This window comes from Stenotrophomonas sp. YJH_SMC_81 (assembly GCF_059370875.1).
The window spans coordinates 1-18,825 of the sequence record NZ_JCAFUB010000003.1 but is presented as its reverse complement, the minus strand read 5'-3'; the positions used below and the strand labels follow the sequence as shown (position 1 = coordinate 18,825).

The window sequence follows — 18,825 nt, the reverse complement described above, 5'->3', positions numbered from 1 at the left end:
AGGGAAGGCTGCCGCTGGCGCCGGCAGCTAAGCGGAAACGCGGATCAGGAGACGGCGGATCAGTGCTTCAGGGCAGCGGTGGCATCGCGGCCCGGTGCCGGCGCCGGCTGTGGCTGCATCGCCACCGCCTTGGCCTGCACCGGCATGCCCGGCATGAAGACCTTCTGCACGCCATCGATGATCACCTTGTCACCGGCGGCCAGGCCGTGCTCGACGATACGCAGGCCGTCGGCGGTGCGGCCGAGCTGGATGTCACGGCGCTGGGCCTTGCCATCCTTGTCGACCACGTACACGTACTTGCGGTCCTGGTCGGTCAGCACGGCCTTGTCGTCGATCAGCAGCGCCTGGAACTGGCCGCTGCCAAGCAGCTGCACGCGGGCGAACAAGCCCGGCGTGAACTGGCGATCGGCGTTGTCCAGCAGCGCGCGGACGCGGATGGTCCCGGTACTGCGGGCGACCTGGTTGTCGAGGAAGTCGACCTTGCCCGTGTGCGGGTAGCCTTCTTCACCGGACAGGCCGACCTTCACCGGCAGCGCGCTGTCACGCTCGCTCGGGCGCTCACCCTTGCGTGCCATCTGGGCGTAGCGCAGGAAGGTGCTTTCGTCGGCATCGAAGTAGACGAACACCGTGTCCAGCGAGACCAGCGTGGTCAGCACGCTGGCGCTGTCGCCGGCGGTGACCAGGTTGCCGGCGGTGACCATCGCGCGGCCGGCACGGCCGTCGATCGGTGCCCGCACCTTGGTGAACTCAAGATTGAGGCGGGCGGCATCCAATGCTGCCTGCGCGGCCTGCACGGCGGCGCCGGACTGGTCGGCAGCCGCACGGCGCTGCTCGGCGGTCTCGGTGGAGATCGCCTGCTGCTCGGACAGCCGCTTGGCGCGCTCGGACTCGCTGCGGGCCAGCGTGGCCTGGGTACGGGCGCGGGCCAGTTCGGCGGCTGCCCGATCGTACTCGGCCTGGTAACTGCGCGCGTCGATGGTGAAGAGCACTTCGCCCTTCTTCACTTCCTGGCCTTCAACGTAGTTGACCTTGTCGATGTAGCCGGAAACGCGCGGACGCAGTTCAACGCTCTGCACCGCTTCGACGCGGCCACTGAACTCGTCCCACTGGCTGACCTGCTTGACCAGCACCGGCGCGGCGCTGACCTGCGGCGGCGGCGGTGCACCGCCTTCTTCGGCATGGCCGCCGCTGCAGGCTGCAAGCACGGCCGCGGCGAGGATCGACACGCCGGCCATCGCAATGCGATGGCCGAAACGATGTGGGGTGGTATTGGGGGAAGTCATGGCATGCATCCGTACGGAGGGGTGGTACAGCGATATGAGAACGTGTTGCAAAAATCGGCGGCGAATACTGCGACCTCAACCATGGTCGAGGTCAAGCGATGCCTGCGGTGTCGCGCCACAGCGGAGGAACTTCCAGGTGCAGCAGGCCACGCGGCAATTCGGCATCGCTGCTGTCGCAGCGGACGATGGCGCGGTTGTCGCGGCACCCATCAAGCAGGGAGACCACACGACGACCGACCAGCAGCGAGCTGGGCCACTCGATGCAGGCATTGGCCGCGTTGGCCGGGGTACACACCGGGCTGCAGACTTCCAGCATCTGCGCGCGCACGCCCAGCGCCTGCGCTTCCTGGTGCACCACCTGCGCGTACATGCGCAGTGCGGCGGTGGTGATCGAGGTCTCGCCGTAGCCCGCCCAGGGCTTGGCGTTGGCCGGGCTGCCGATCATCACGTAGCGGCGCGCATGCACGTTGTCCTGCAGCAGCGGCAGCAGGTGGCGCACGGCGTGCACGTGCGGCATCAGGTCGGCCTGCATCGCGGCCAGCAGCTCATCGCCGTTGCGGTCGATCACCCGGCCGCGACGGTAGGGGCCACCCATGGCCGCGATCACGGCGGCCAACGGACGCGGGCGCTGCGCGATGCGTTCGGCCAGCGCGCGTGCCGAGCCGTCATCGCTGAGCGAACCCAGCAGCGTCTCCAGTCCGGGCTCATCCGCGAACTGCTCATGCAGCGCGGCCAGCCGGCCCGGATCGCGGCCAACCACCAGCACCGGGCTGCCGGCTTCCAGCAACGCGCCGACCACGCCCTGGCCGACGGCACCGGTACCGCCAAGGACCAGGACTTCGGGCGTCAGTATCCCATTCACGGGACATTTCCTCCCAAATCCGGGATAGTCCCGATTCGACGCAGGCGGTCGCCCTTGTGCGGGACCAGGCGGATGGCACCGCCACGCTGCTGACGCATGGGCGCGGTAAACTCACGAAAGTCCTTGTGTACCAAGGAACTCGGACGGGCTTCGACGGTCATCGCCAGGTCCAGGGTGTTCTGGCCGGCGTTCCGGAGTCGGGCAAGAATGTTGCGCAGGCTCATGGCGGACGGGCTCCAATTAACGAATGGCGCCACGATAGACCTCAAACCTTTACTTGATTAGTCCTGATTAAGGGGAATAATCATCCCGCACCCGGTCCAATCGTTCTGTCACGATTGTCCCATCCCCGACGTCCAGGACCCCCGACCATGTCCCACGATCTCAACGAGACGCTGATCTTCGTCAAAGTGGTCGAGCAAGGCAGCTTCATTGCTGCTGCCAAATCGCTCGGCCTGCCCAAGACCACGGTCAGCCGCAAAGTGCAGGAGCTGGAAACGCGCCTGGGCGCGCGCCTGCTGCACCGGACCACGCGCCGCCTCGGCCTGACCGAAGCCGGTTCGATCTACCACGAGCACTGCCAGCGCATCGCGCGCGAGCTGGAAGAAGCGGAGAGCGCGGTGAGCCAGCTGCAGTCCGGCCCGCGCGGCTGGCTGCGCTTCACTGTGCCCTACTCGATCGGCATCACCTGGATTGCGCCGCTGCTGGGCCAGTTCCATGCGCAGTATCCAGAGATCCGCCTGGACATGCACATGGGCAACGAGAAGCTGGACCTGATCGCCGGTGAAGCGGACTTGGCACTGCGCGTGGGTGCCCTGCCCGATTCCAATCTGGTCGCGCGCAAGCTGGGCAGCCTGCGCACGCAGGTGTTCGCCAGTCCGGCCTACATTGAGCGCTATGGCGAACCGCTGCATCCGGAAGAGCTGCAGTTCCATCGCATCCTGGCGATGCGCAAGCCGTACCATACCGGCAACTCGCCGCGCTTCACCTGGCAGCTGGGCGAGAACGGGGGCGAACTGCGCGACTTCCCGGTCACCCCGCTGATGACCGCCAACGACATGTCTGCGTTGAATGGTGCATTGGTCTGTGGCGAAGGCCTGCTGCTGACCGGTGATGTGATGGCCAAGCCGTTCGTCGAATCGGGCATGGTGCGCCGCGTGCTGGCCGGCTGGACCGGCCCGGAAGTGGATTTCAATGCCGTATTCGCCGGCGGCCGCCTGGTCTCGCCGAAGGTGCGTGCATTTGTCGACTTCCTGGTCGAGAAGCTCAACTTCGATGCCAACTACATGCTGGCGCAGTGCCCCGGCGCGAAGCTGGCACAGCAGCAGAAGGCACAGGAAGATGCCGCGCTGGAGAACAGTGGCAAGCGGATCCTGGAGAAGGTGGCCGCTTCGGCGGCGTAACCTGCAACAAGAGCGCCTATCCATCTCCTGGTAGATGCCGACCTTGGTCGGCATGGCTTACAGAGGGAGTCGAGCGCGGCTCGACTCTGCATGCGCTGTCGGCGTGCCGAGCAACGCTCGGCACCCACAAAAATGCCGCCTGCAAGGGCGGCATTTTCGTTCCGGCCGATGGCCGGACCGGCTCAAGCAGCAACGCTACGCGTTATTGCTTGAGCGGAATCACCCGAATCTCGACGCGGCGGTTCTTGGCGCGGCCGGCATCGGTGCTGTTGTCGGCAATCGGGTACGCCTTGCCGGCGCCCAGCGTTTCGATACGCACGCTCTGCACGCCCTGGCCGATCAGGTACTGCGCGACCGAGTCGGCGCGTTCCTTCGACAGGCGGTTGTTGACCGCGTCGCTGCCGATGCTGTCGGTGTGGCCAACCACCTCGATCATGGTCTGGTTGTACTCACGCAGCGTACCGGCCACGCCGTTGAGCGAGCCATAGAACTGCGGCTTCAGGGTCGCCTTGCCGAAGTCAAAGGTAATCCCGTCCGGGAGGTTCAGCATGATGTTGTCGCCCTGGCGCTGCACATCGATGCCGGTGTTGGCGGTGCGCTCGCGCAGTGCGCGTTCCTGGCGATCCTGGTACTGGCCGACGGCGGCACCGCTGAGTGCGCCGATACCGGCACCGATCAGCGCGTGCTGGCGCCGCTCGGTAGCACTGTCGCCGGTCAGCAGGCCGGCCGCCACGCCGATGGCGGTACCGATCAGCGCGTTGCGGCCGGTCCGGTTCTGCTGTTCGGTCGGGTTGCCGTACTGGTCACTCTGCACATAGGAGCCGCCGGTGGCGCAGGCCGACAGGACGGCCGCACTCATCAGGGCCAGTGCGACGTTGCGGGTGGTGTTGCGGATCATGAGGTTCTCCTTGGTTTCCGGTCGGCCGGCGGCTTGCGGGCGCAGAGAGGATAAACAGCCGAATGCGATGTCGGGATGATGATCCGGTGCGCCGACAGGGCCGCGTTCAGCTAACTGACCGGATCGCTCGGGTCACCCTTTACCCCGCCCCCGACTGGCGGTATGCCGCCAGCGCAGCATCGCGGCCCTCTGCCAGGTCCACCATCGGCGTGCGTGGGTAGTCAGGCGCGTGTGCGGCCAGGAGCAGAGGATGCTGCCACGGCGCAAACCGCGCCTTCACCGGCAGCGCCGCCAGCTCGGGCACCCAGCGGCTGATGTAGCGGGCCTGCGGATCGAACTTCTCGGCCTGGGTGACCGGGTTGAACACCCGGAAGTACGGCGCGGCATCGGCGCCGGTCCCGGCCACCCATTGCCAGCCCATCGTGTTGTTGGCCAGATCGGCATCGACCAGGGTGTCCCAGAACCAGCGCGCGCCATGCAGCCAGTGCGCGCGAAGGTGCTTGCACAGGTAACTGGCCACGATCATCCGAACCCGGTTATGCATGTAGCCGGTGTGCCACAGCTCGCGCAGTCCGGCATCAACGATCGGCACGCCGGTGTTGCCGCGCTGCCAGTCGTGCAGTTGCGCTGCAGTCGGCGCCGCCCAGGGGAAGCGGTCAAAACGCGGATTGAGGTTGTCCGTGGGCGTCTTCGGAAAGTGATGCAACAGGTGGTAGGCGAAATCACGCCAGCCCAGTTGCCGCAGATAGCCGTCGATGTCGGCATCGGTGCCGGCACTGCGCCGTCTTTCCAGCGCATGCGCGATGCGCCACGGTGCGATCTCACCGAAATGCAGGTGCGGCGACATCCGCGAGGTGCCCACGCGATCGGGCAGGTCTCGCTGCTCGCGGTAACCGCGCAAGGCGCCGTCCTCGAACACCGACAGCGCCTCCAGCGCACCGGCTTCGCCCGGCTGCCAGCGCTCCCAGAAGCCGGTATCCCAATCCAGCGTCGGTGCAAGCTGTAGATCATCAATTGCGAGGCTGTCGACCGCGTGCGTCGCCAGTGCCTGCGGTGCGGCCTGCAGTGCCGGCAGGCGCCAATGACTGAGCACGTTGCGCCAGTACGGCGTGAACACCTTGTACGGCTGTCCCTGCTGGGTGGCGATGTCCCAGGGCTCGAACAACAGGCTGCCATTGCAGCTCTGCGCGTCGACGCCCTGCTCGCGCAGCGTGCGCTTGATGGTGGCGTCGCGAGGCTGGGTGGCCGGCTCGTACTTGCGGTTCCAGTACACCGCCTCGGCGCCGGTCTGCTCGATCAGCAACTGCAGGGCCGGCAGGCTGTCACCACTGCGCAGCACCAGCGACGAGCCGCGCGTGCGCAGGTCGGCATCCAAGGCACCCAGTGAACGGTGGCGCCACGCATCGGAGGCGGCACCCGGCGTCCACTCCCCCTCTTCATGCGGCGCGTGGATGTAGACCGGCACCACATGGTGACCGGCATCCAGCGCGGCCTGCAGGGCCGGATTGTCCTGCAGCCGCAGATCACGGCGGAACCATACCAACGCTACCGACACAGGCAATGCCTTCGTTGTGGAAGGCGCACATGATAGCCAGCGGTGGTGAAGGCGATGCGCGCAGACGCCGTCTGCTAGGCTGCACGGCCGCTACCCGATGGACTCTGACATGGATGATCTTCACGCCTCATTCGCCCGCTTCGGGCTGCTGCATGCCCAGCACGAGAGCGACTGGCAGGGCCCGTTCCCGCTGCCCCCGGTACTGGCACGCTTCTACGCGCAGGTCGGGCCGCTGGGCGAAGTGATCAATGCCCGGGTAGGCACCGCCGGCATCACCGTTCCCGGCCTTGATGTCTGGATACCGCCGCTGCAACGCCTGTGGAGCCATCAGGCCGGCTATCGATGGCATGGCATCAGCGGCGAACGGATCAACGACTGGCCCTCGAACTGGCTGGTGATTGCCGATCGCAGCGCTGATCCGTTCATCCTCGATCTGGACGACGGCCGTGTGCTGTTCAGCCATCACGGTGCCGGCCTGCTGGATGCCGACGAAATGGCTGCCGACGTGCCGACCCTGATGGCAGCTCTGGCTGCAGCAGGCACGGTGTACCTCGATGCCGGCGATGACCTTTACAACGACGATGACGATGGCGGTATCCGCCCTGAACACCAGGACGCAGCCGTACAGGCGGTGGCCCGGGTACTGGGCGACCGCCTGCAGGCCGAATCGTTCATCGAGACGTTGCTGGACTGAATCCACGCATGGCGCGGATCTACATTTCGAAGCGCTTCATCGCTTCGCTGATCAGCGCCCGCGCCTCGGCGGCGTTGCCCCAACCGTTGAGCTGCACCGCGTTGCGCCCGGCCGGCAGGTCCTTGTAGACCCGGAAGAACGCTTCGATGCGCTGTCTTTCGATCTCCGGCAGATCGGCCAGGTCGCGGATGTTGGCGTAGGTCGGGTCAACCTTGTCGGTCGGCACGCCGATGATCTTCTCGTCGTGCTCGCCGCCGTCGATCATCTTCAGGTAGCCGATCGGCCGGAAGCGTACGATCACGCCCGGATGCAGGGGTTCACGGGTCAGCACCAGCGCGTCCAGCGGATCGTTGTCGCCAGCCAACGTGCGCGGCATCGAACCGTAGTTGGCCGGATAGGCGACCGGCATCGACTGGAAGCGGTCCACATGCACCAGGCCGTCTTCCTTGATCTCGTACTTGGTCACGCTGCCGGCGGGAATCTCCACCGCCAGATTCACCTCCTGCGGGGCTTCCCTTGGCTGGGCCACCAGGAACGGATGCAGCACGGTATCGGCAGCGGTCACCGCACTGGTCAGCAACAGCAGAGCGGCGCCGATGGCAGCGAGAGGAAGGATGCGACGGGGCGTGGTCATCGGCGTGTCCTCATTCCCAGCAGCGATCGGCGCGACCCTTGGCGGTCTGCGCACGCGGGCAATCACGCGGCGTGATGCGGCCTTCGGTCAGCTCCATGCGCTGTTTTCCCCCCTTGGCATCGCGGCGCAGTTCGAAGGCATCGTAGAGACGGCCGGTCACGGTGCGCGCTTCATAGCGCAGGCGCTGCGGGTCGATGTTCAACACCTGGAACAACTGGGTGTCTTCGGCCACTGGGTTCATCGTCCTGCGCGCTTCATCGGACAGGCGGTACTGCTTCGGTCCGGCTACAGTCACCACGTACTGCGGCGTCGCGGCCTGCCCCTCGCCACGACGGCCATAGGTGTGGTCGTGGCCCTGCAGCACCAGATCGACGTTGTGGCGGCGTACCACCGGCAACAGCACCTCACGCAGCGCGGCGTTCTCGCGCCCTTCGCGCGGCGAGTAGAACGGCTGGTGCAGCAACACGATGGTCCACGGCTGCGGATTGCCGGTCAACACCTTGTCCAGCCATTGCGCCTGTGCCTTGGCCGTGCCAAGGTCGAGTGCCGAAGTGCCATCGACCACCGCCACGCGCACGCCCTGCGCATCGAACCAGTAGCTGCTCTGCTGCGCAGCGCTGGCACCATTGCCCGGCAACGCGAACGTGACCGGCCAGTGGCGGCCCAGCACCCGGCGCTCCTGCGGGGTGTCCTCGAATTCCTCGAAGTACTCGTGATTGCCTATGGCCGGCGCCACCAGCATTTCCTGCGCCAGCCAGCCGACGGCGGCAAACCATTCGCCCCACTCGCTGTCATCCATGTTGTCGCCGCCGCTGACCAGGTCGCCGGCAAACAGGCTCATGCGTGCCTGCGGTGCGGCCTTCTGCGCGGCACGCACCACGCGGCTGACATGGCTGACGTTCTTGTTCTGGGTATCGCCGAAGTACAGCAGGGTCAGCGGCTGGTCGGCGGCAGCCAGCGTGCGCAGCTGGTTCCATGCACTCCAACTGCCGTTGCCCTGCACACGGTAGACGTACTGGGTATCCGGCTGCAGGCCATCGATATCTGCACGATGGTGGTGCGACAGGCCGTTCTCGGTCTGCAGCGCGCGGGTCGTCGCACGAACCTGGCGGATGCCTTCGATGGCCGGCGAATCTGCGGCCATTGCGATCTCCAGCAGCGGTGCCTGCACGCTGCCATCGGTGCGCCAGGCCACTGCGAACCCATGGCTGGAATCGGCCGCCGGCGAGGCGACGATGCGGTCCGGCACCGTCGTCGCTGCGTAGTGGCGGCTACCTGCCGGCACCTGGGTATTCGGTTCGGCCGCCGCGATCGACAGCGACGGCAGCGCCAGCAGCAGGCCCAGGGCCAGCGTGCGCATCACGAGCTGCCGGCTCATGCACCACACTCCAGCGGCAGCGCCAGTTGCTTGGCGATGCTTTCCCAGTCGAAGGCCACCACACCCTGATCGTCGTGTACGGCATACAGCGCGCCGTGCGGGAAGCGCGTGCTGGCTTGCTGCATCATCCAGATGCCGTCGGTGTTGGCCACGGTATTGCCCTGGAACGCGCCGACCGGCTTCAGCGTGTGCCGGTCGAACAGATGGAACACGCTGCGCTGCTTGCCCTGTTCGGTGGTGATCCACCAGCCATCCTTGCCGCAGGTGCGCAGGGTCACGCCTTCGGCCTGCGCCTTGAACACGTCGCGGCCGAAGGTGGTGCCGGTGAAGCGGCCCGCCAGGGTGTAGACCTTGAACTCGCTGGCGTAGCTCTCGTCTTCTTCGGCAATCAACAGGCGGTCGTTCTCGGGATCGCCCCAGATCGACTCGACCACGCGCAGCGCTCCCGCCTCGGTGGTATCGCCGATGCTGGCCACCCGCTTCGCGTCGACCTTCTCACCATTGCGTGTCACGTGATACTGGCGCACGCGCTTGTCCAGCTCGGCCAGCGGCGGCAGGACGTCACGCCCCTGTGCATCCTCGCCGTTGTCCCAGGAGTCGGTGACGTAGACGCTGTAGCCATCGGCACGACGGTCGACCCACAGTCCGTAAGGCTTGCGCAGGTCGTCCGCAGCGAACGTCGCCAGCGGCGTGAAGTCCGGCAGGCGCAGTACCTGCACGCGGTGATTGTCGCGCTCCACGATCCACAGCAGGTCGTCGATCACCGCGATACCATTTGGGCGGTCGAACTGCCCCGGTGCGGTGCCGCTGCTGCCGACGTCACGCAGGTGCTGTCCGGTGCTGCCGTCGTAGACCACCAGCTTGTCGGTGGCCTTGGCGGTGGCGATCAGCCACAGCGCGCCGTCCGGCGCGCGCCAGGCCGCGGGGGAATCGATGTTGTCGGCTGGGGTCATCGGTGACAGGAAGGCTTCGGCGATGGTGGTCACCACGCGCTCGCCTCCGGCGGCCGGCGCGGCCGCTCCCGCAGCCGGATCGGTGCCGGTGGCCGGCGTGCAGCCGGCGACCAGCGTAGCTGCCAGCGCGGCGGCCAGGACGGTGACGCCACGCCCCATCACAGCGCCACCTTCAGGCCCAGCGCATAGGTGCGGCCGTACTCTTCCATCTGCAGGGTGCGCGAACGCGTGCCCTGGTACAGCTCCAGCGGCTTGTCCAGCAGGTTCTGCGCTTCGAAGTACACGCTCACGCGCGGGGTGAACCTGTAGTCAAGCGAGAAATCGAGCTGGGTATTCGGCGCAACGTAGATATCGAACGCGCGGCCCTTGCCGATGCTGTCCAGGTACTCGCTGCGGTACACGGCCGCCAGGCGCGTGCTCAAGCCGTACTTCTCATAGCCGATGTGCGCGCTGTAGACGTGCTTGGAGGCGCGTGGCAGGGTGAAGTCCTCGCCCGCACGGTCCTTGATGCCGGCATCGAACTTCGTATCCAGCCAGGTGCCACTGGCGCCGACCAGCAGGCCATCCAGGCCGTCCGGCAGGAAGGCCAGCTGCTGCTGCCAGTTGAACTCCGCACCACGCACGGTGGCCTTGCGACCATTGATCGGCTGCGTCACATCGAATCCACCGTAGGCCGGATCATTGGTGCGCACGGTTCCGACGATGTAGCCATCGATCGACTTGTGGAACAGGCCCAGCGAAACGATGCCGCTGCTGCCGATGTACTTCTCCACCGACAGGTCGATGTTCTTCGACTCGTACGGATCCAGTTCCGGGTTGCCCAGGCGCACTTCCTCGTCACCGCGGCTGTAACCCACGCGCGGCGAGACGTCGCCGAAGGACGGGCGCGATACGGTCTTGTTGGCCGAGGCGCGCAGCACCCAGTCATCAGCCGCGTCATAGCGCAGGTGCAGGCCCGGCAGCACGTTGGTGTAGCTGCTGTTGGCCACGCGCGGGGTGACGGTGAAGCTGCGGCCGTTGGCGGCCACGTCCACCTGGTTGCCGATCGCCTTGAAGCGGGTGTTCTCCACGCGCACGCCGCCGATGATGCGCAGCGCACCCACGTCCCAGGTACCCATGGCATAGCTGGCGAAGATGTCCTCGCTGGCCACGTAATCCTCTTCCAGCGACGTCATCGCATTGCCGCCGACGTCCTGCGGGCGGGCGCTGTACTGGCTGCCGTTGGCTGCCCAGAAGGCACGCATCGCAGCCGAATCCATACCGTCGCCGAAGTTGCCGTGGCGATGTTCGGGCGAGGAGGTGGTCCAGCCCGCCAGCGTCACCTTCGGGCCGACGCGCAGTTCGCGCTCATCCACATTCACGTCGCGGTCGCGCCAGCGGCCCAGCAGACCGAACTTGATGCTGCTGCTGTCGCCGTCGAAGCGCACGTTGACCTGCGCGCTGTGCTCCTTGTCGTTCACCTGCTTGGGCGAAAGCACGAAGCGGTCGAACGCGTAGTTGCTGTTGTCCAGCCACTGCGGGTTGTCGAAGCTGTAGCTGGGCAGCCGGCTGCTCTGGTCCAGGCTGCCGTTGAACGCCTTGCCGTTGAGCTTGAAACGCGCCTCCATCTCGTCGTTCACGCGCTCTTCGGTACGGGTGTAGCCGATCCGGTAATCGACCACGGCGTTGGTCAACTTGTTCTCGCCGCCCAGGCTGGCCGCGAAGGTGTTTTCCTTCTTGGTGCGGTAGCGCATGCGCTTGTCGATCGAATCCTTCGGCATGCCATCCAGGCGGTACTGGTCGGTGCCGGTCTTGACCATCTTCGCGTCGTCGAAGTTGAAGATCACGCGCTGGCGGGTCTCCGCATCGTCGAACTGGCTGTACAGCGTGCGCAGGTAGTACCGGCTGTCTTCGTCCGGCCGCCAGTCGAGGTTGAGGTTGGCGCCGATGCGCTTGCGCTCGATCTCGTACTTGCGGTGCTGCAGGTTGATCGCGGTCACGTCACCGGGGGCGGCATCGTCCTCGCCGTCGTACTCCACTTCGGTGTTGTCCGACTCGAACCTGCGCTTCTGGTAGTTCACGCCCAGCGCCACGCCGAAGGTGTCGTTGAACACTTCGCTGTAGTTGAAGGCCGCCTTCGGGCTGGTCTCGCCGGACAGCTGCTGGTGACTGCCCTCGATCTTGCCACGCAGGCTGCGACCGTCGCGGTCGAAGGCCGAGGCCGATTCCACCAGCACGGCACCACCGATGGCATCACCGGGCATGTCCGGGGTCGGCGACTTCACCACGCGAAGGCGTTCGGTGGAATCGGACGGGATCACGTCCAGCGGCGCGGCACGGCTGGAATCCTCCGGCGTGCCCACGGCGATGCCATCCACGCTGACGCTGTTGAGATTGGCGTCCAGGCCACGGATGACCACGAAACGGCCCTCGCCCTGGTCACGGGTCACGCTGATGCCCGGCAGGCGCTGCAGTGATTCGGCCACGTTCTTGTCCGGGTACTGGCCCAGGGCATCGGAGGACACCGCGTCTTCGATGGCGTCGCTGCCGCGCTTGAGGTCGACCGCGCGGATCTGCGATTCGAGCTGGGCGCGCACCTCGATACGGTCCAGGTCGACCGCGTCGGCCGCCACGGCGCCGGTAGCGGCTACCGCCTGCTGCCCGGCGGCCTGCAGCGGTGCCGCAGCCCCCATTGCCAGGGTCAGGGTGATGGCAACGGCCAACGGAGTCTTGATATGCACTGGGAATCCCCATTCCTGTTAAGAATGGGTCTGCACGGTATGTCCGCAAGGTTGCATGGCCGTGACATGCCTCTGCACATTTCATGTACACCGGCCCCGGGCCCGGTTTGGGCTTCGCCCCGCCAATCCGGCAAAATGGCGGCCTCTCTCCCTATTCCCCTTCCCGACCATGAAGATCGTCGAAGTGCGCCACCCGCTGGTGCAGCACAAGATCGGCCTGATGCGCAACGCTGCGCTCAGCACCAAGGATTTCCGCGAACTGGCCAACGAGCTGGGTACGCTGCTGGCCTACGAGGCCACCGCCGACCTGGATACCGAGCCGCACACCCTGGCCGGCTGGGCCGGCCCGGTGACGGTGCAGCGCATTGCCGGCGCCAAGATCACCGTGGTGCCGATCCTGCGTGCCGGCCTGGGCATGCTCAGCGGCGTGCTGTCGCTGATCCCGGCAGCCCGTGTCAGCGTGGTCGGCCTGCAGCGCGATGAAGAAACCCTGCAGCCGGTGCCCTACTTCGAGCGCCTGACCGGCCGCCTGGAAGAGCGCGACGCACTGATCCTCGACCCGATGCTGGCCACCGGCGGCACGCTGATCGCCACCATCGACATGCTCAAGCGCGCCGGCGCCCGTCGCATCAAGGGCATCTTCCTGGTGGCCGCGCCCGAAGGCATCGAAGCAGTGAAGGCCGTGCACCCGGACGTGGAAATCTACACTGCGGCCATCGATGCCCAGCTCAACGACAAGGGCTACATCCTGCCCGGACTGGGCGACGCAGGTGACCGCATCTTCGGCACCCGCGTCGGCTGATCCGGCGAACCGCGGTCGGATCCCTCTCCGCAGGAGAGGGCTCTGACCCGACAACCGTTCGCGGGCGCGCTTCGCCGCGGCACGTGAACGCCCGTGGACGCGGGTGTGGCCGACGCGTGATTCTTCACGTGGCCTTGCCGGCCGGAGGCGAATGCTCCGCGCACCCGCCACCCTTGGAGCTCGCGATGAAGGCCTCATTCCTGCTGGCCGCCGTCCTGCTGGCCGGCCTGCCCCTGGCTGCCAACGCCACCACCCCGCAGCAGCAACGCATGGCCGAATGCTCGGCCAAGAACAAGGGCTTGAAGGGGGATGCCTACAAGACCGCGCAGAGCTCCTGCCTCAGTGGCCAGGCTGCCGAAACCAAGCCGGTCAATACGCAGCAGGAACGCATGCGCAAGTGCAACGCTGACGCGGGCGCGAAGAAACTGGCAGGCGATGCGCGCAAGACCTTCATGAGCAGCTGCCTGAAGGCGTCGTAACGACGAGTGATGCAGAGCCGAGCCCACGCTCGGCTCTGCCATTACCCCAGGGCGCGCGCCTTCAGCTCGCCCTGTTCGTGCAGGGTCACGAAACGTCCCTTGTCATCACGGCCCAGCTGCGCCAGCGCCACCTGCGGGTCGTGGGTGAAGAACAGCCGCACGTTGCGCGCCAGCTTGTCCTCAAGGAACTGCCGTTTCTCGTCGATCAGCAATTCGGCATTGCGGTCATAGCCCATGGTGATCGGCACGTGCACCCATGAACGACCTGGGATGAGGTCGGCACAGAACACCACGCCACCGTGCGCATCTTCACCGGCATGCGCATGACCAACGATCTCGGCCAGCATCAGCCCCGGCGTATGCCCATCGCTGTAGCTGAAGCGCACGCTGCGGCCGAGCGCCTTCGAGTACTCGCCATCCACCACTTCCAGGCGGCCACTGGCCTGCAGCAGGCCGGGCAGCTCAGGTATGAAACTGGCCCGATCGCGCGGGTGTGGCTGCACGGCGCGCTGCCAATGCTGCGCACCAACCACATAGGTTGCGTTGGGGAACAGCAGCTCGGGCTCACGCCCTTCGCTCCATGCGGCAAGCAGGCCACCGGCATGATCGAAGTGCAGGTGGCTGAGCACCACCACGTCGATGTCCTCGTGCTCGAAACCCGCTTCGCGCAGTGAATCGATCAGCACGTGCTGGCTTTCCTGCACGCCGTAGCGCTCTCGCATGCGCGGGTCGAAGAACGCACCGATACCGGTTTCAAACAGTACCGTCTTGCCTTCCAGCGGACTGGCAAGCAGCGCACGGCAGGCCAGCTCGATGCGATTGAGCTCGTCCGGAGCCGCCCATTTTTCCCACAACGCACGCGGCGCGTTGCCGAACATCGCGCCGCCGTCCAGGCGCTGCGAGTTTCCACGAATAGACCAGAGTTTCATGCGTCGATTATCGGCGCCGGACCGTTAAATAATCGCTAGAAAGGAAACAGGAAACCCCGCCGGTTGGCGGGGTCCTGGTGATCTGCGGATTGCCGGGCAGTGGCCGGCACCACCACATCAGTAGGCCGGCACGACCTGGGCACTGCCCACCGGATTGCGCGGGTCGCTGCCACCGAACAGCTTGTTCGCCTTGCGGTCCCATTCCACGGTCTGCAGGTTGCCCCACACGTGGCTGGAACCGCGACCGCCGGCGGCGACATTGCCCGGCAGGTCGATCCTGTGGCCCATCGCCTGCAGCTGCTTCACCGTCGCCGCGTCGAACGCATCATCCTCGGCTTCGATCAGGTCCGGCAGCCACTGGTGGTGATAGCGCGGCAGCGCGGCAACCTGCTGCGCGTCCAGGCCAGCGTCGTAGCCGAGGATGCCCAGCAGCACCATGGTGATGATGCGGCTGCCACCCGGGGTGCCCAGCACGATCACCTTGTCGCTGTTTTCCATGAAGGTCGGCGTCATCGAGCTGAGCATGCGCTTGCCCGGCTTCGGCGCATTGGCCTCGTAGCCCATCACGCCGAAGGCATTGGGCGTACCCGGCTTCAGCGCGAAATCGTCCATCTCGTTGTTCAGCAGCACACCGGTGCCCTTGGGAATGAGCCCCGAGCCGTACAGCAGGTTGACGGTCTGGGTGGCGCCGACGCGGTTGCCGTCGCGGTCGATGATCGAGAAGTGCGTGGTCTCGTCGTCTTCCAGCGGCGTCGGGTTGCCCGACAGCAGGTCGCTGGGCGTGGCCTTTTCCGGATGGATGGTCGCCCGCAGGCCCTGTGCGTAGTCCTTGCTGGTCAGCACCTTCTGCGGGATCTGCACGAAGTCCGGATCGCCGAGGAAGAACGTACGGTCGCGGTAGGCACGGCGCATCGACTCCACCACCAGGTGGGTACGGTGCGCCGGATCCATCTTCCTGATGTCCCAGCCTTCCAGGATCTGCAGCATGCTGGCCAGCGCGATGCCACCGGACGACGGCGGCGGCGCGGTGGTGATCTTCCAGCCGTTGTAGTTGAACACGATCGGCTCGCGCTGCTTCACGCGATAGCCGGCCAGCTCTTCGGCGGTCCACTTGCCGCCGGCCTGCTTGACGCCCGCCAGCAACAGCTTTCCGGTCTGGCCCTTGTAGAAGCCGTCGAAACCTCCAGCGGCCAGGCGCTCCAGCGTCTGCGCCAGCTCCGGCTGCTTGAACAGGTCACCGCTGGCGATCGGCTTGCCGTTGCGCAGATAGACTTCACGCGTGCCGGGATAGCGCTCCATCACTTCACGGCGCGACGCGTAGCCCTTGGCCATGCGGTCGTACACCGGGAAGCCTTCGCGTGCGATGCGGATCGCCGGCTGCAGCGAGGCCGACAACGGCAGCTTGCCGTGCCGGGCCGACAGTTCGACCAGCGCTGCGGGCAGGCCGGGAATACCCGCCGACCACGCACCGTTGACCGAGCGGTCGCGGTCCAGGTTGCCCTGCTTGTCGAGGAAGGCCTGCGGCGTGGCCGCCGCCGGTGCGGTCTCGCGTGCATCCAGCATCACGTCCTTGCCGGTGGCCGCGTCGTGCAGAAGGAAGAAGCCGCCGCCGCCGAGTCCGGAACTGATCGGCTCGACCACCGCCAGCGTGGACGAGACCGCCACCGCAGCGTCGAAGGCGTTGCCGCCCTGCGCCAGGATATCGATACCGGCCTGGGTGGCCAGCGCGTGGCCGCTGGCAATGGCTGCGCCGTCGGGGCGCTCGGCACGGGCCGGGCTGTCGGCCCAGGCCATCGGGCTCAGCAGCAGGCCGAGCAGCAACAGGGGGCGGACGATCAGCGTCTTCATTCGGATGGGGGCTCCGCATAGAGTTCGGGGTGATCGTGCTGCAGCTGGCGCAGCTTGGCCAGCAGCTGGTCTTCCGTTTCCACGATCTCCGGATCCGGGTCGATGCACTCGACCGGGCAGACGACCACGCACTGTGGCTCGTCGAAATGACCCACGCATTCGGTGCAGCGCGCAGGGTCGATCACGTAGATGGTTTCACCCATCGCAATGGCCTGGTTCGGGCAGGCCGGCTCGCAGACGTCGCAGTTGACGCAGAGCTCGTTGATTTTCAGCGACATGGCGATACTCCTCGCCCGCGCCTTGGGACAAAGGACCGGCCAGCGCGGGCGCGCGGGCCGGTCAGGTCATCAGCGGCGCCCTGGCAGGACGCCGCCCGGGCCATGCCGGAGCATGGCCGCCATGGCTCGGTATTACTTGGCTTCGACGAAAATGTACTCGGCACCGGTCGGCTGGATCGCAGCCTGCACGCGGGCGTTGTCGGCCGACTGGCCGATGAAGACGACGCGCACGCCCTTCATCGAATCCGGCGACACGTCCTTGAACACGGCCTGGATCATGTCAGCCATCTTGCCCGAGGCCGACGAACCGAAGGCCAGCATGTTGCCCGGCTGCACGCCACGGGCCACGGCCTGGGTCGCGCTCTCGGTCTGGCGCTCGTACTTGGCCTGGAAGTCCGGATCCGATTCCGGCGAGAGGTAGTACAGGAACGGGCTGTTGGTGATGTTGCCCATGTTCTGGATGGCCACTTCCTGCAGGTACTTCTTCCAGCCTGCATCGTCGTCCTTGGCCGGGGCGACCAGGGCCTGCTTGGCCTCGTCGACCGGAGCGGCCTCTTCCTTCTTGCAGGCGGTGAAGGCCAGGGCCAACGAAGCGATCAGCATCGCGCGCATGGTGGTGTTCATGGATTTCCTCCCGGAATGGTGCGTGGTGTTGTACGTAATGGGGTGCAGGTACGGCGGGCTTACGACTGTGCCGCCTTCGCTTCGCGGACCTTGCGCAGGGCTTCGAGCACCGCGGCCGGCACGAAACCGGACACGTCGCCGCCCAGGCGCGCGATCTCGCGGACCAGCGAGGACGAAATGAAGCTGTGCTGCTCGGCCGGGGTCAGGAACAGGGTCTCGACCTCGGGAATCAAGTGGCGGTTCATGCTGGCCATCTGGAACTCGTACTCGAAGTCGGACACCGCGCGCAGGCCGCGCAGCAGCACCCCGCCCTGGACCGAACGTACGAAATGGGCCAGCAGGGTATCGAAGCCGATGACTTCGACATTGCCATGGTGGGCCAGGGCGCCACGCGCCAGCTGCACGCGCTGTTCCAGCGGCAGCGCCGGGCCCTTCGACGGGCTCTGCGCCACGCCGACCACGACCTTTTCGAACAGCGGCGCGGCCCGGCTCACAAGGTCGATGTGACCGTTGGTGATCGGGTCGAACGTGCCGGGATAGACGGCGATGCGGCGGTTGGCCACGGTCATGGGCGGTAGCAGATGTTCAGATGAGGTCAAAGTGTAGCAGTGGCACGGCGGTACAGGGCAAAGCGCACCTCACGGGTGCCGCCCTCGCGGTGCAGCAGCCAGCCCTGCGGCAGCACCGGCACGTGGCCGGCCGGCGACTCCAGGTACAGCCAGGCATCGGCTGCCAGGTGCCGCGGCAGCTGGGCCAGCACGTCCTGCCACAGGCCATCGGCGAACGGCGGGTCGATGAACACCAGATCGGCCTGCTGCGCGGGCGCACCCTGCAGCCAGCGCAGGGCATCGGCCTGCACGACGCTGATCTGGTCGCTGGCCTGCAGCTTGGCGACGGCGGCGGTCAGGTTGCGTCCCAGCTGCGCATCGCGCTCGACCAGGGTGGCGTGGGCGGCACCGCGCGAGACCGCTTCCAGGCCCAATGCGCCGCTGCCGGCGAACAGGTCCAGCACACGGGCCCCGCCGAGCTTGGGCATCAGCCAGTTGAACAGGGTTTCGCGCACACGATCGCTGCTGGGCCGCAGTCCCGGCAGGGTCGGCACCGGCAGGCGGGTATTGCGCCAGCGACCGCCGATGATGCGGACCTGCCCGTCGTTGCCCCCACGGCCGCTCATTGGCGCCCCCGGCGGGAGGTATTCAAGAATTTCAGCATGAGTGGGATTGTAGTTCGGCCGGGCTTTGCCCGGCACCCGCAGAGTCCGAAGCAACGGCCGAAGCAACTTCAAAAGCTGGTTTCCTGTGGGTTGGCGGGGCGGGTCAGGTTGTGGGGGACGCCGTAAACCCGTCCATGAAGTGACCCCCGAGACTTGGACGGTGGGGTCAGGCGGCTGCTTGGGCCTGTTCCCGGTACTTTACCGGGCTTAGCCCCTTCAATTTCAATCTGATTCGCTCTTGGTTGTAGTACTTGATGTACTCCACCAGCCCG

20 protein-coding genes are annotated in these 18,825 nt (G+C 66.4%); 4 read left to right on the top strand and 16 right to left on the bottom strand.

The window, feature by feature from the left end:
• Nucleotides 1-59: 59 nt before the first annotated feature.
• From AC5P8U_RS06625 to AC5P8U_RS06615, 3 genes are all read right to left on the bottom strand, one after another.
• Nucleotides 60-1,283, bottom strand: a complete 1,224-nt coding sequence (locus AC5P8U_RS06625; protein WP_049414417.1) for an efflux RND transporter periplasmic adaptor subunit — start codon at nt 1,281-1,283, stop codon at nt 60-62.
• Between the two features lie 91 nt (nt 1,284-1,374).
• Nucleotides 1,375-2,145, bottom strand: coding sequence for an SDR family NAD(P)-dependent oxidoreductase (locus tag AC5P8U_RS06620; protein ID WP_447897142.1), 771 nt, complete (start codon nt 2,143-2,145; stop codon nt 1,375-1,377).
• Nucleotides 2,142-2,369, bottom strand: coding sequence for a hypothetical protein (locus AC5P8U_RS06615; RefSeq protein WP_049414419.1), 228 nt, complete (start codon nt 2,367-2,369; stop codon nt 2,142-2,144). The genes AC5P8U_RS06620 and AC5P8U_RS06615 overlap by 4 nt, the downstream gene beginning before the upstream one ends.
• A 147-nt stretch (nt 2,370-2,516) precedes the next feature.
• Between AC5P8U_RS06615 and AC5P8U_RS06610 the strand changes: the two genes are divergently transcribed.
• Nucleotides 2,517-3,548 carry a LysR family transcriptional regulator gene (locus tag AC5P8U_RS06610; protein ID WP_061477953.1) on the top strand — a complete coding sequence of 344 codons (1,032 nt, stop codon included), beginning with the start codon at nt 2,517-2,519 and terminating at the stop codon, nt 3,546-3,548.
• A 202-nt stretch (nt 3,549-3,750) separates the two neighbouring features.
• Here AC5P8U_RS06610 and AC5P8U_RS06605 read toward each other — a convergent pair whose 3' ends face one another.
• Both AC5P8U_RS06605 and AC5P8U_RS06600 read right to left on the bottom strand, forming a co-directional pair.
• On the bottom strand, nt 3,751-4,446 hold the full coding sequence (locus AC5P8U_RS06605; protein ID WP_005416156.1) for a YiaD family glycine zipper/OmpA-like lipoprotein: 696 nt from the start codon (nt 4,444-4,446) through the stop codon (nt 3,751-3,753).
• Nucleotides 4,447-4,585: 139 nt separating this feature from the next.
• Nucleotides 4,586-6,001 carry a cryptochrome/photolyase family protein gene (locus AC5P8U_RS06600; protein ID WP_151355010.1) on the bottom strand — a complete coding sequence of 472 codons (1,416 nt, stop codon included), beginning with the start codon at nt 5,999-6,001 and terminating at the stop codon, nt 4,586-4,588.
• A gap of 109 nt (nt 6,002-6,110) precedes the next feature.
• Between AC5P8U_RS06600 and AC5P8U_RS06595 the strand changes: the two genes are divergently transcribed.
• On the top strand, nt 6,111-6,695 hold the full coding sequence (locus AC5P8U_RS06595; RefSeq protein WP_053499158.1) for an SMI1/KNR4 family protein: 585 nt from the start codon (nt 6,111-6,113) through the stop codon (nt 6,693-6,695).
• Between the two features lie 19 nt (nt 6,696-6,714).
• On the opposite strand, the gene AC5P8U_RS06590 is transcribed toward AC5P8U_RS06595, so the two are convergent.
• From AC5P8U_RS06590 to AC5P8U_RS06575, 4 genes are read right to left on the bottom strand one after another with little or no spacing between them, the layout of a single operon-like run.
• Nucleotides 6,715-7,329 carry an inorganic diphosphatase gene (locus tag AC5P8U_RS06590; protein WP_447897143.1) on the bottom strand — a complete coding sequence of 205 codons (615 nt, stop codon included), beginning with the start codon at nt 7,327-7,329 and terminating at the stop codon, nt 6,715-6,717.
• 10 nt (nt 7,330-7,339) lie between these two features.
• The gene (locus AC5P8U_RS06585; protein ID WP_072168320.1) at nt 7,340-8,707 is read right to left on the bottom strand and encodes a purple acid phosphatase family protein; all 1,368 of its coding nucleotides are present in this window, start codon (nt 8,705-8,707) and stop codon (nt 7,340-7,342) included.
• On the bottom strand, nt 8,704-9,819 hold the full coding sequence (locus AC5P8U_RS06580; RefSeq protein WP_252744980.1) for an NHL repeat-containing protein: 1,116 nt from the start codon (nt 9,817-9,819) through the stop codon (nt 8,704-8,706). The genes AC5P8U_RS06585 and AC5P8U_RS06580 overlap by 4 nt, the downstream gene beginning before the upstream one ends.
• The gene (locus tag AC5P8U_RS06575) at nt 9,819-12,332 is read right to left on the bottom strand and encodes a TonB-dependent receptor (protein ID WP_289852684.1); all 2,514 of its coding nucleotides are present in this window, start codon (nt 12,330-12,332) and stop codon (nt 9,819-9,821) included. Before AC5P8U_RS06575 ends, AC5P8U_RS06580 begins: the two co-directional genes overlap by 1 nt.
• Nucleotides 12,333-12,549: 217 nt before the next feature.
• Between AC5P8U_RS06575 and upp the strand changes: the two genes are divergently transcribed.
• Entirely contained in the window at nt 12,550-13,182 is a 633-nt protein-coding gene (gene upp / locus AC5P8U_RS06570) for a uracil phosphoribosyltransferase (protein ID WP_005416149.1), read from the top strand.
• Between the two features lie 185 nt (nt 13,183-13,367).
• Nucleotides 13,368-13,661 carry a PsiF family protein gene (locus AC5P8U_RS06565; RefSeq protein WP_049413317.1) on the top strand — a complete coding sequence of 98 codons (294 nt, stop codon included), beginning with the start codon at nt 13,368-13,370 and terminating at the stop codon, nt 13,659-13,661.
• Between the two features lie 41 nt (nt 13,662-13,702).
• Here AC5P8U_RS06565 and AC5P8U_RS06560 read toward each other — a convergent pair whose 3' ends face one another.
• From AC5P8U_RS06560 to AC5P8U_RS06530, 7 genes are all read right to left on the bottom strand, one after another.
• Nucleotides 13,703-14,590: an MBL fold metallo-hydrolase gene (locus AC5P8U_RS06560; protein ID WP_072168323.1), complete on the bottom strand. Its 888-nt coding sequence runs from the start codon at nt 14,588-14,590 to the stop codon at nt 13,703-13,705.
• A gap of 117 nt (nt 14,591-14,707) precedes the next feature.
• Nucleotides 14,708-16,438: a gamma-glutamyltransferase gene (ggt, locus tag AC5P8U_RS06555; RefSeq protein ID WP_134972425.1), complete on the bottom strand. Its 1,731-nt coding sequence runs from the start codon at nt 16,436-16,438 to the stop codon at nt 14,708-14,710.
• Nucleotides 16,435-16,716 (bottom strand): YfhL family 4Fe-4S dicluster ferredoxin, encoded by a 282-nt coding sequence (locus tag AC5P8U_RS06550; protein WP_004153175.1) that lies wholly within the window; start codon nt 16,714-16,716, stop codon nt 16,435-16,437. The genes ggt and AC5P8U_RS06550 overlap by 4 nt, the downstream gene beginning before the upstream one ends.
• A gap of 132 nt (nt 16,717-16,848) precedes the next feature.
• On the bottom strand, nt 16,849-17,340 hold the full coding sequence (locus AC5P8U_RS06545; protein WP_005409092.1) for a hypothetical protein: 492 nt from the start codon (nt 17,338-17,340) through the stop codon (nt 16,849-16,851).
• A gap of 59 nt (nt 17,341-17,399) precedes the next feature.
• Nucleotides 17,400-17,909 carry a pantetheine-phosphate adenylyltransferase gene (gene coaD, locus AC5P8U_RS06540; protein ID WP_005416145.1) on the bottom strand — a complete coding sequence of 170 codons (510 nt, stop codon included), beginning with the start codon at nt 17,907-17,909 and terminating at the stop codon, nt 17,400-17,402.
• Nucleotides 17,910-17,935: 26 nt separating this feature from the next.
• Entirely contained in the window at nt 17,936-18,514 is a 579-nt protein-coding gene (gene rsmD / locus AC5P8U_RS06535; RefSeq protein WP_072168325.1) for a 16S rRNA (guanine(966)-N(2))-methyltransferase RsmD, read from the bottom strand.
• A 205-nt stretch (nt 18,515-18,719) separates the two neighbouring features.
• The coding region (locus AC5P8U_RS06530; RefSeq protein ID WP_188248811.1) for an IS3 family transposase at nt 18,720-18,825 on the bottom strand (106 nt) is incomplete at its 5' end.

What these genes read in the sequence shown, in the direction of transcription:
- upp (WP_005416149.1), top strand. Translation starts at nt 12,550, where the DNA reads ATGAAGATCGTCGAAGTGCGCCACCCGCTGGTGCAGCACAAGATCGGC.
- AC5P8U_RS06625 (WP_049414417.1), bottom strand. Translation starts at nt 1,283, where the DNA reads ATGACTTCCCCCAATACCACCCCACATCGTTTCGGCCATCGCATTGCG.
- AC5P8U_RS06565 (WP_049413317.1), top strand. Translation starts at nt 13,368, where the DNA reads ATGAAGGCCTCATTCCTGCTGGCCGCCGTCCTGCTGGCCGGCCTGCCC.
- AC5P8U_RS06550 (WP_004153175.1), bottom strand. Translation starts at nt 16,716, where the DNA reads ATGTCGCTGAAAATCAACGAGCTCTGCGTCAACTGCGACGTCTGCGAG.
- AC5P8U_RS06545 (WP_005409092.1), bottom strand. Translation starts at nt 17,340, where the DNA reads ATGAACACCACCATGCGCGCGATGCTGATCGCTTCGTTGGCCCTGGCC.
- AC5P8U_RS06615 (WP_049414419.1), bottom strand. Translation starts at nt 2,369, where the DNA reads ATGAGCCTGCGCAACATTCTTGCCCGACTCCGGAACGCCGGCCAGAAC.
- AC5P8U_RS06590 (WP_447897143.1), bottom strand. Translation starts at nt 7,329, where the DNA reads ATGACCACGCCCCGTCGCATCCTTCCTCTCGCTGCCATCGGCGCCGCT.
- ggt (WP_134972425.1), bottom strand. Translation starts at nt 16,438, where the DNA reads ATGAAGACGCTGATCGTCCGCCCCCTGTTGCTGCTCGGCCTGCTGCTG.
- AC5P8U_RS06595 (WP_053499158.1), top strand. Translation starts at nt 6,111, where the DNA reads ATGGATGATCTTCACGCCTCATTCGCCCGCTTCGGGCTGCTGCATGCC.
- AC5P8U_RS06580 (WP_252744980.1), bottom strand. Translation starts at nt 9,819, where the DNA reads ATGGGGCGTGGCGTCACCGTCCTGGCCGCCGCGCTGGCAGCTACGCTG.
- AC5P8U_RS06610 (WP_061477953.1), top strand. Translation starts at nt 2,517, where the DNA reads ATGTCCCACGATCTCAACGAGACGCTGATCTTCGTCAAAGTGGTCGAG.
- AC5P8U_RS06605 (WP_005416156.1), bottom strand. Translation starts at nt 4,446, where the DNA reads ATGATCCGCAACACCACCCGCAACGTCGCACTGGCCCTGATGAGTGCG.
- AC5P8U_RS06585 (WP_072168320.1), bottom strand. Translation starts at nt 8,707, where the DNA reads ATGAGCCGGCAGCTCGTGATGCGCACGCTGGCCCTGGGCCTGCTGCTG.
- AC5P8U_RS06560 (WP_072168323.1), bottom strand. Translation starts at nt 14,590, where the DNA reads ATGAAACTCTGGTCTATTCGTGGAAACTCGCAGCGCCTGGACGGCGGC.
- rsmD (WP_072168325.1), bottom strand. Translation starts at nt 18,514, where the DNA reads ATGAGCGGCCGTGGGGGCAACGACGGGCAGGTCCGCATCATCGGCGGT.
- AC5P8U_RS06575 (WP_289852684.1), bottom strand. Translation starts at nt 12,332, where the DNA reads ATGGGGGCTGCGGCACCGCTGCAGGCCGCCGGGCAGCAGGCGGTAGCC.
- coaD (WP_005416145.1), bottom strand. Translation starts at nt 17,909, where the DNA reads ATGACCGTGGCCAACCGCCGCATCGCCGTCTATCCCGGCACGTTCGAC.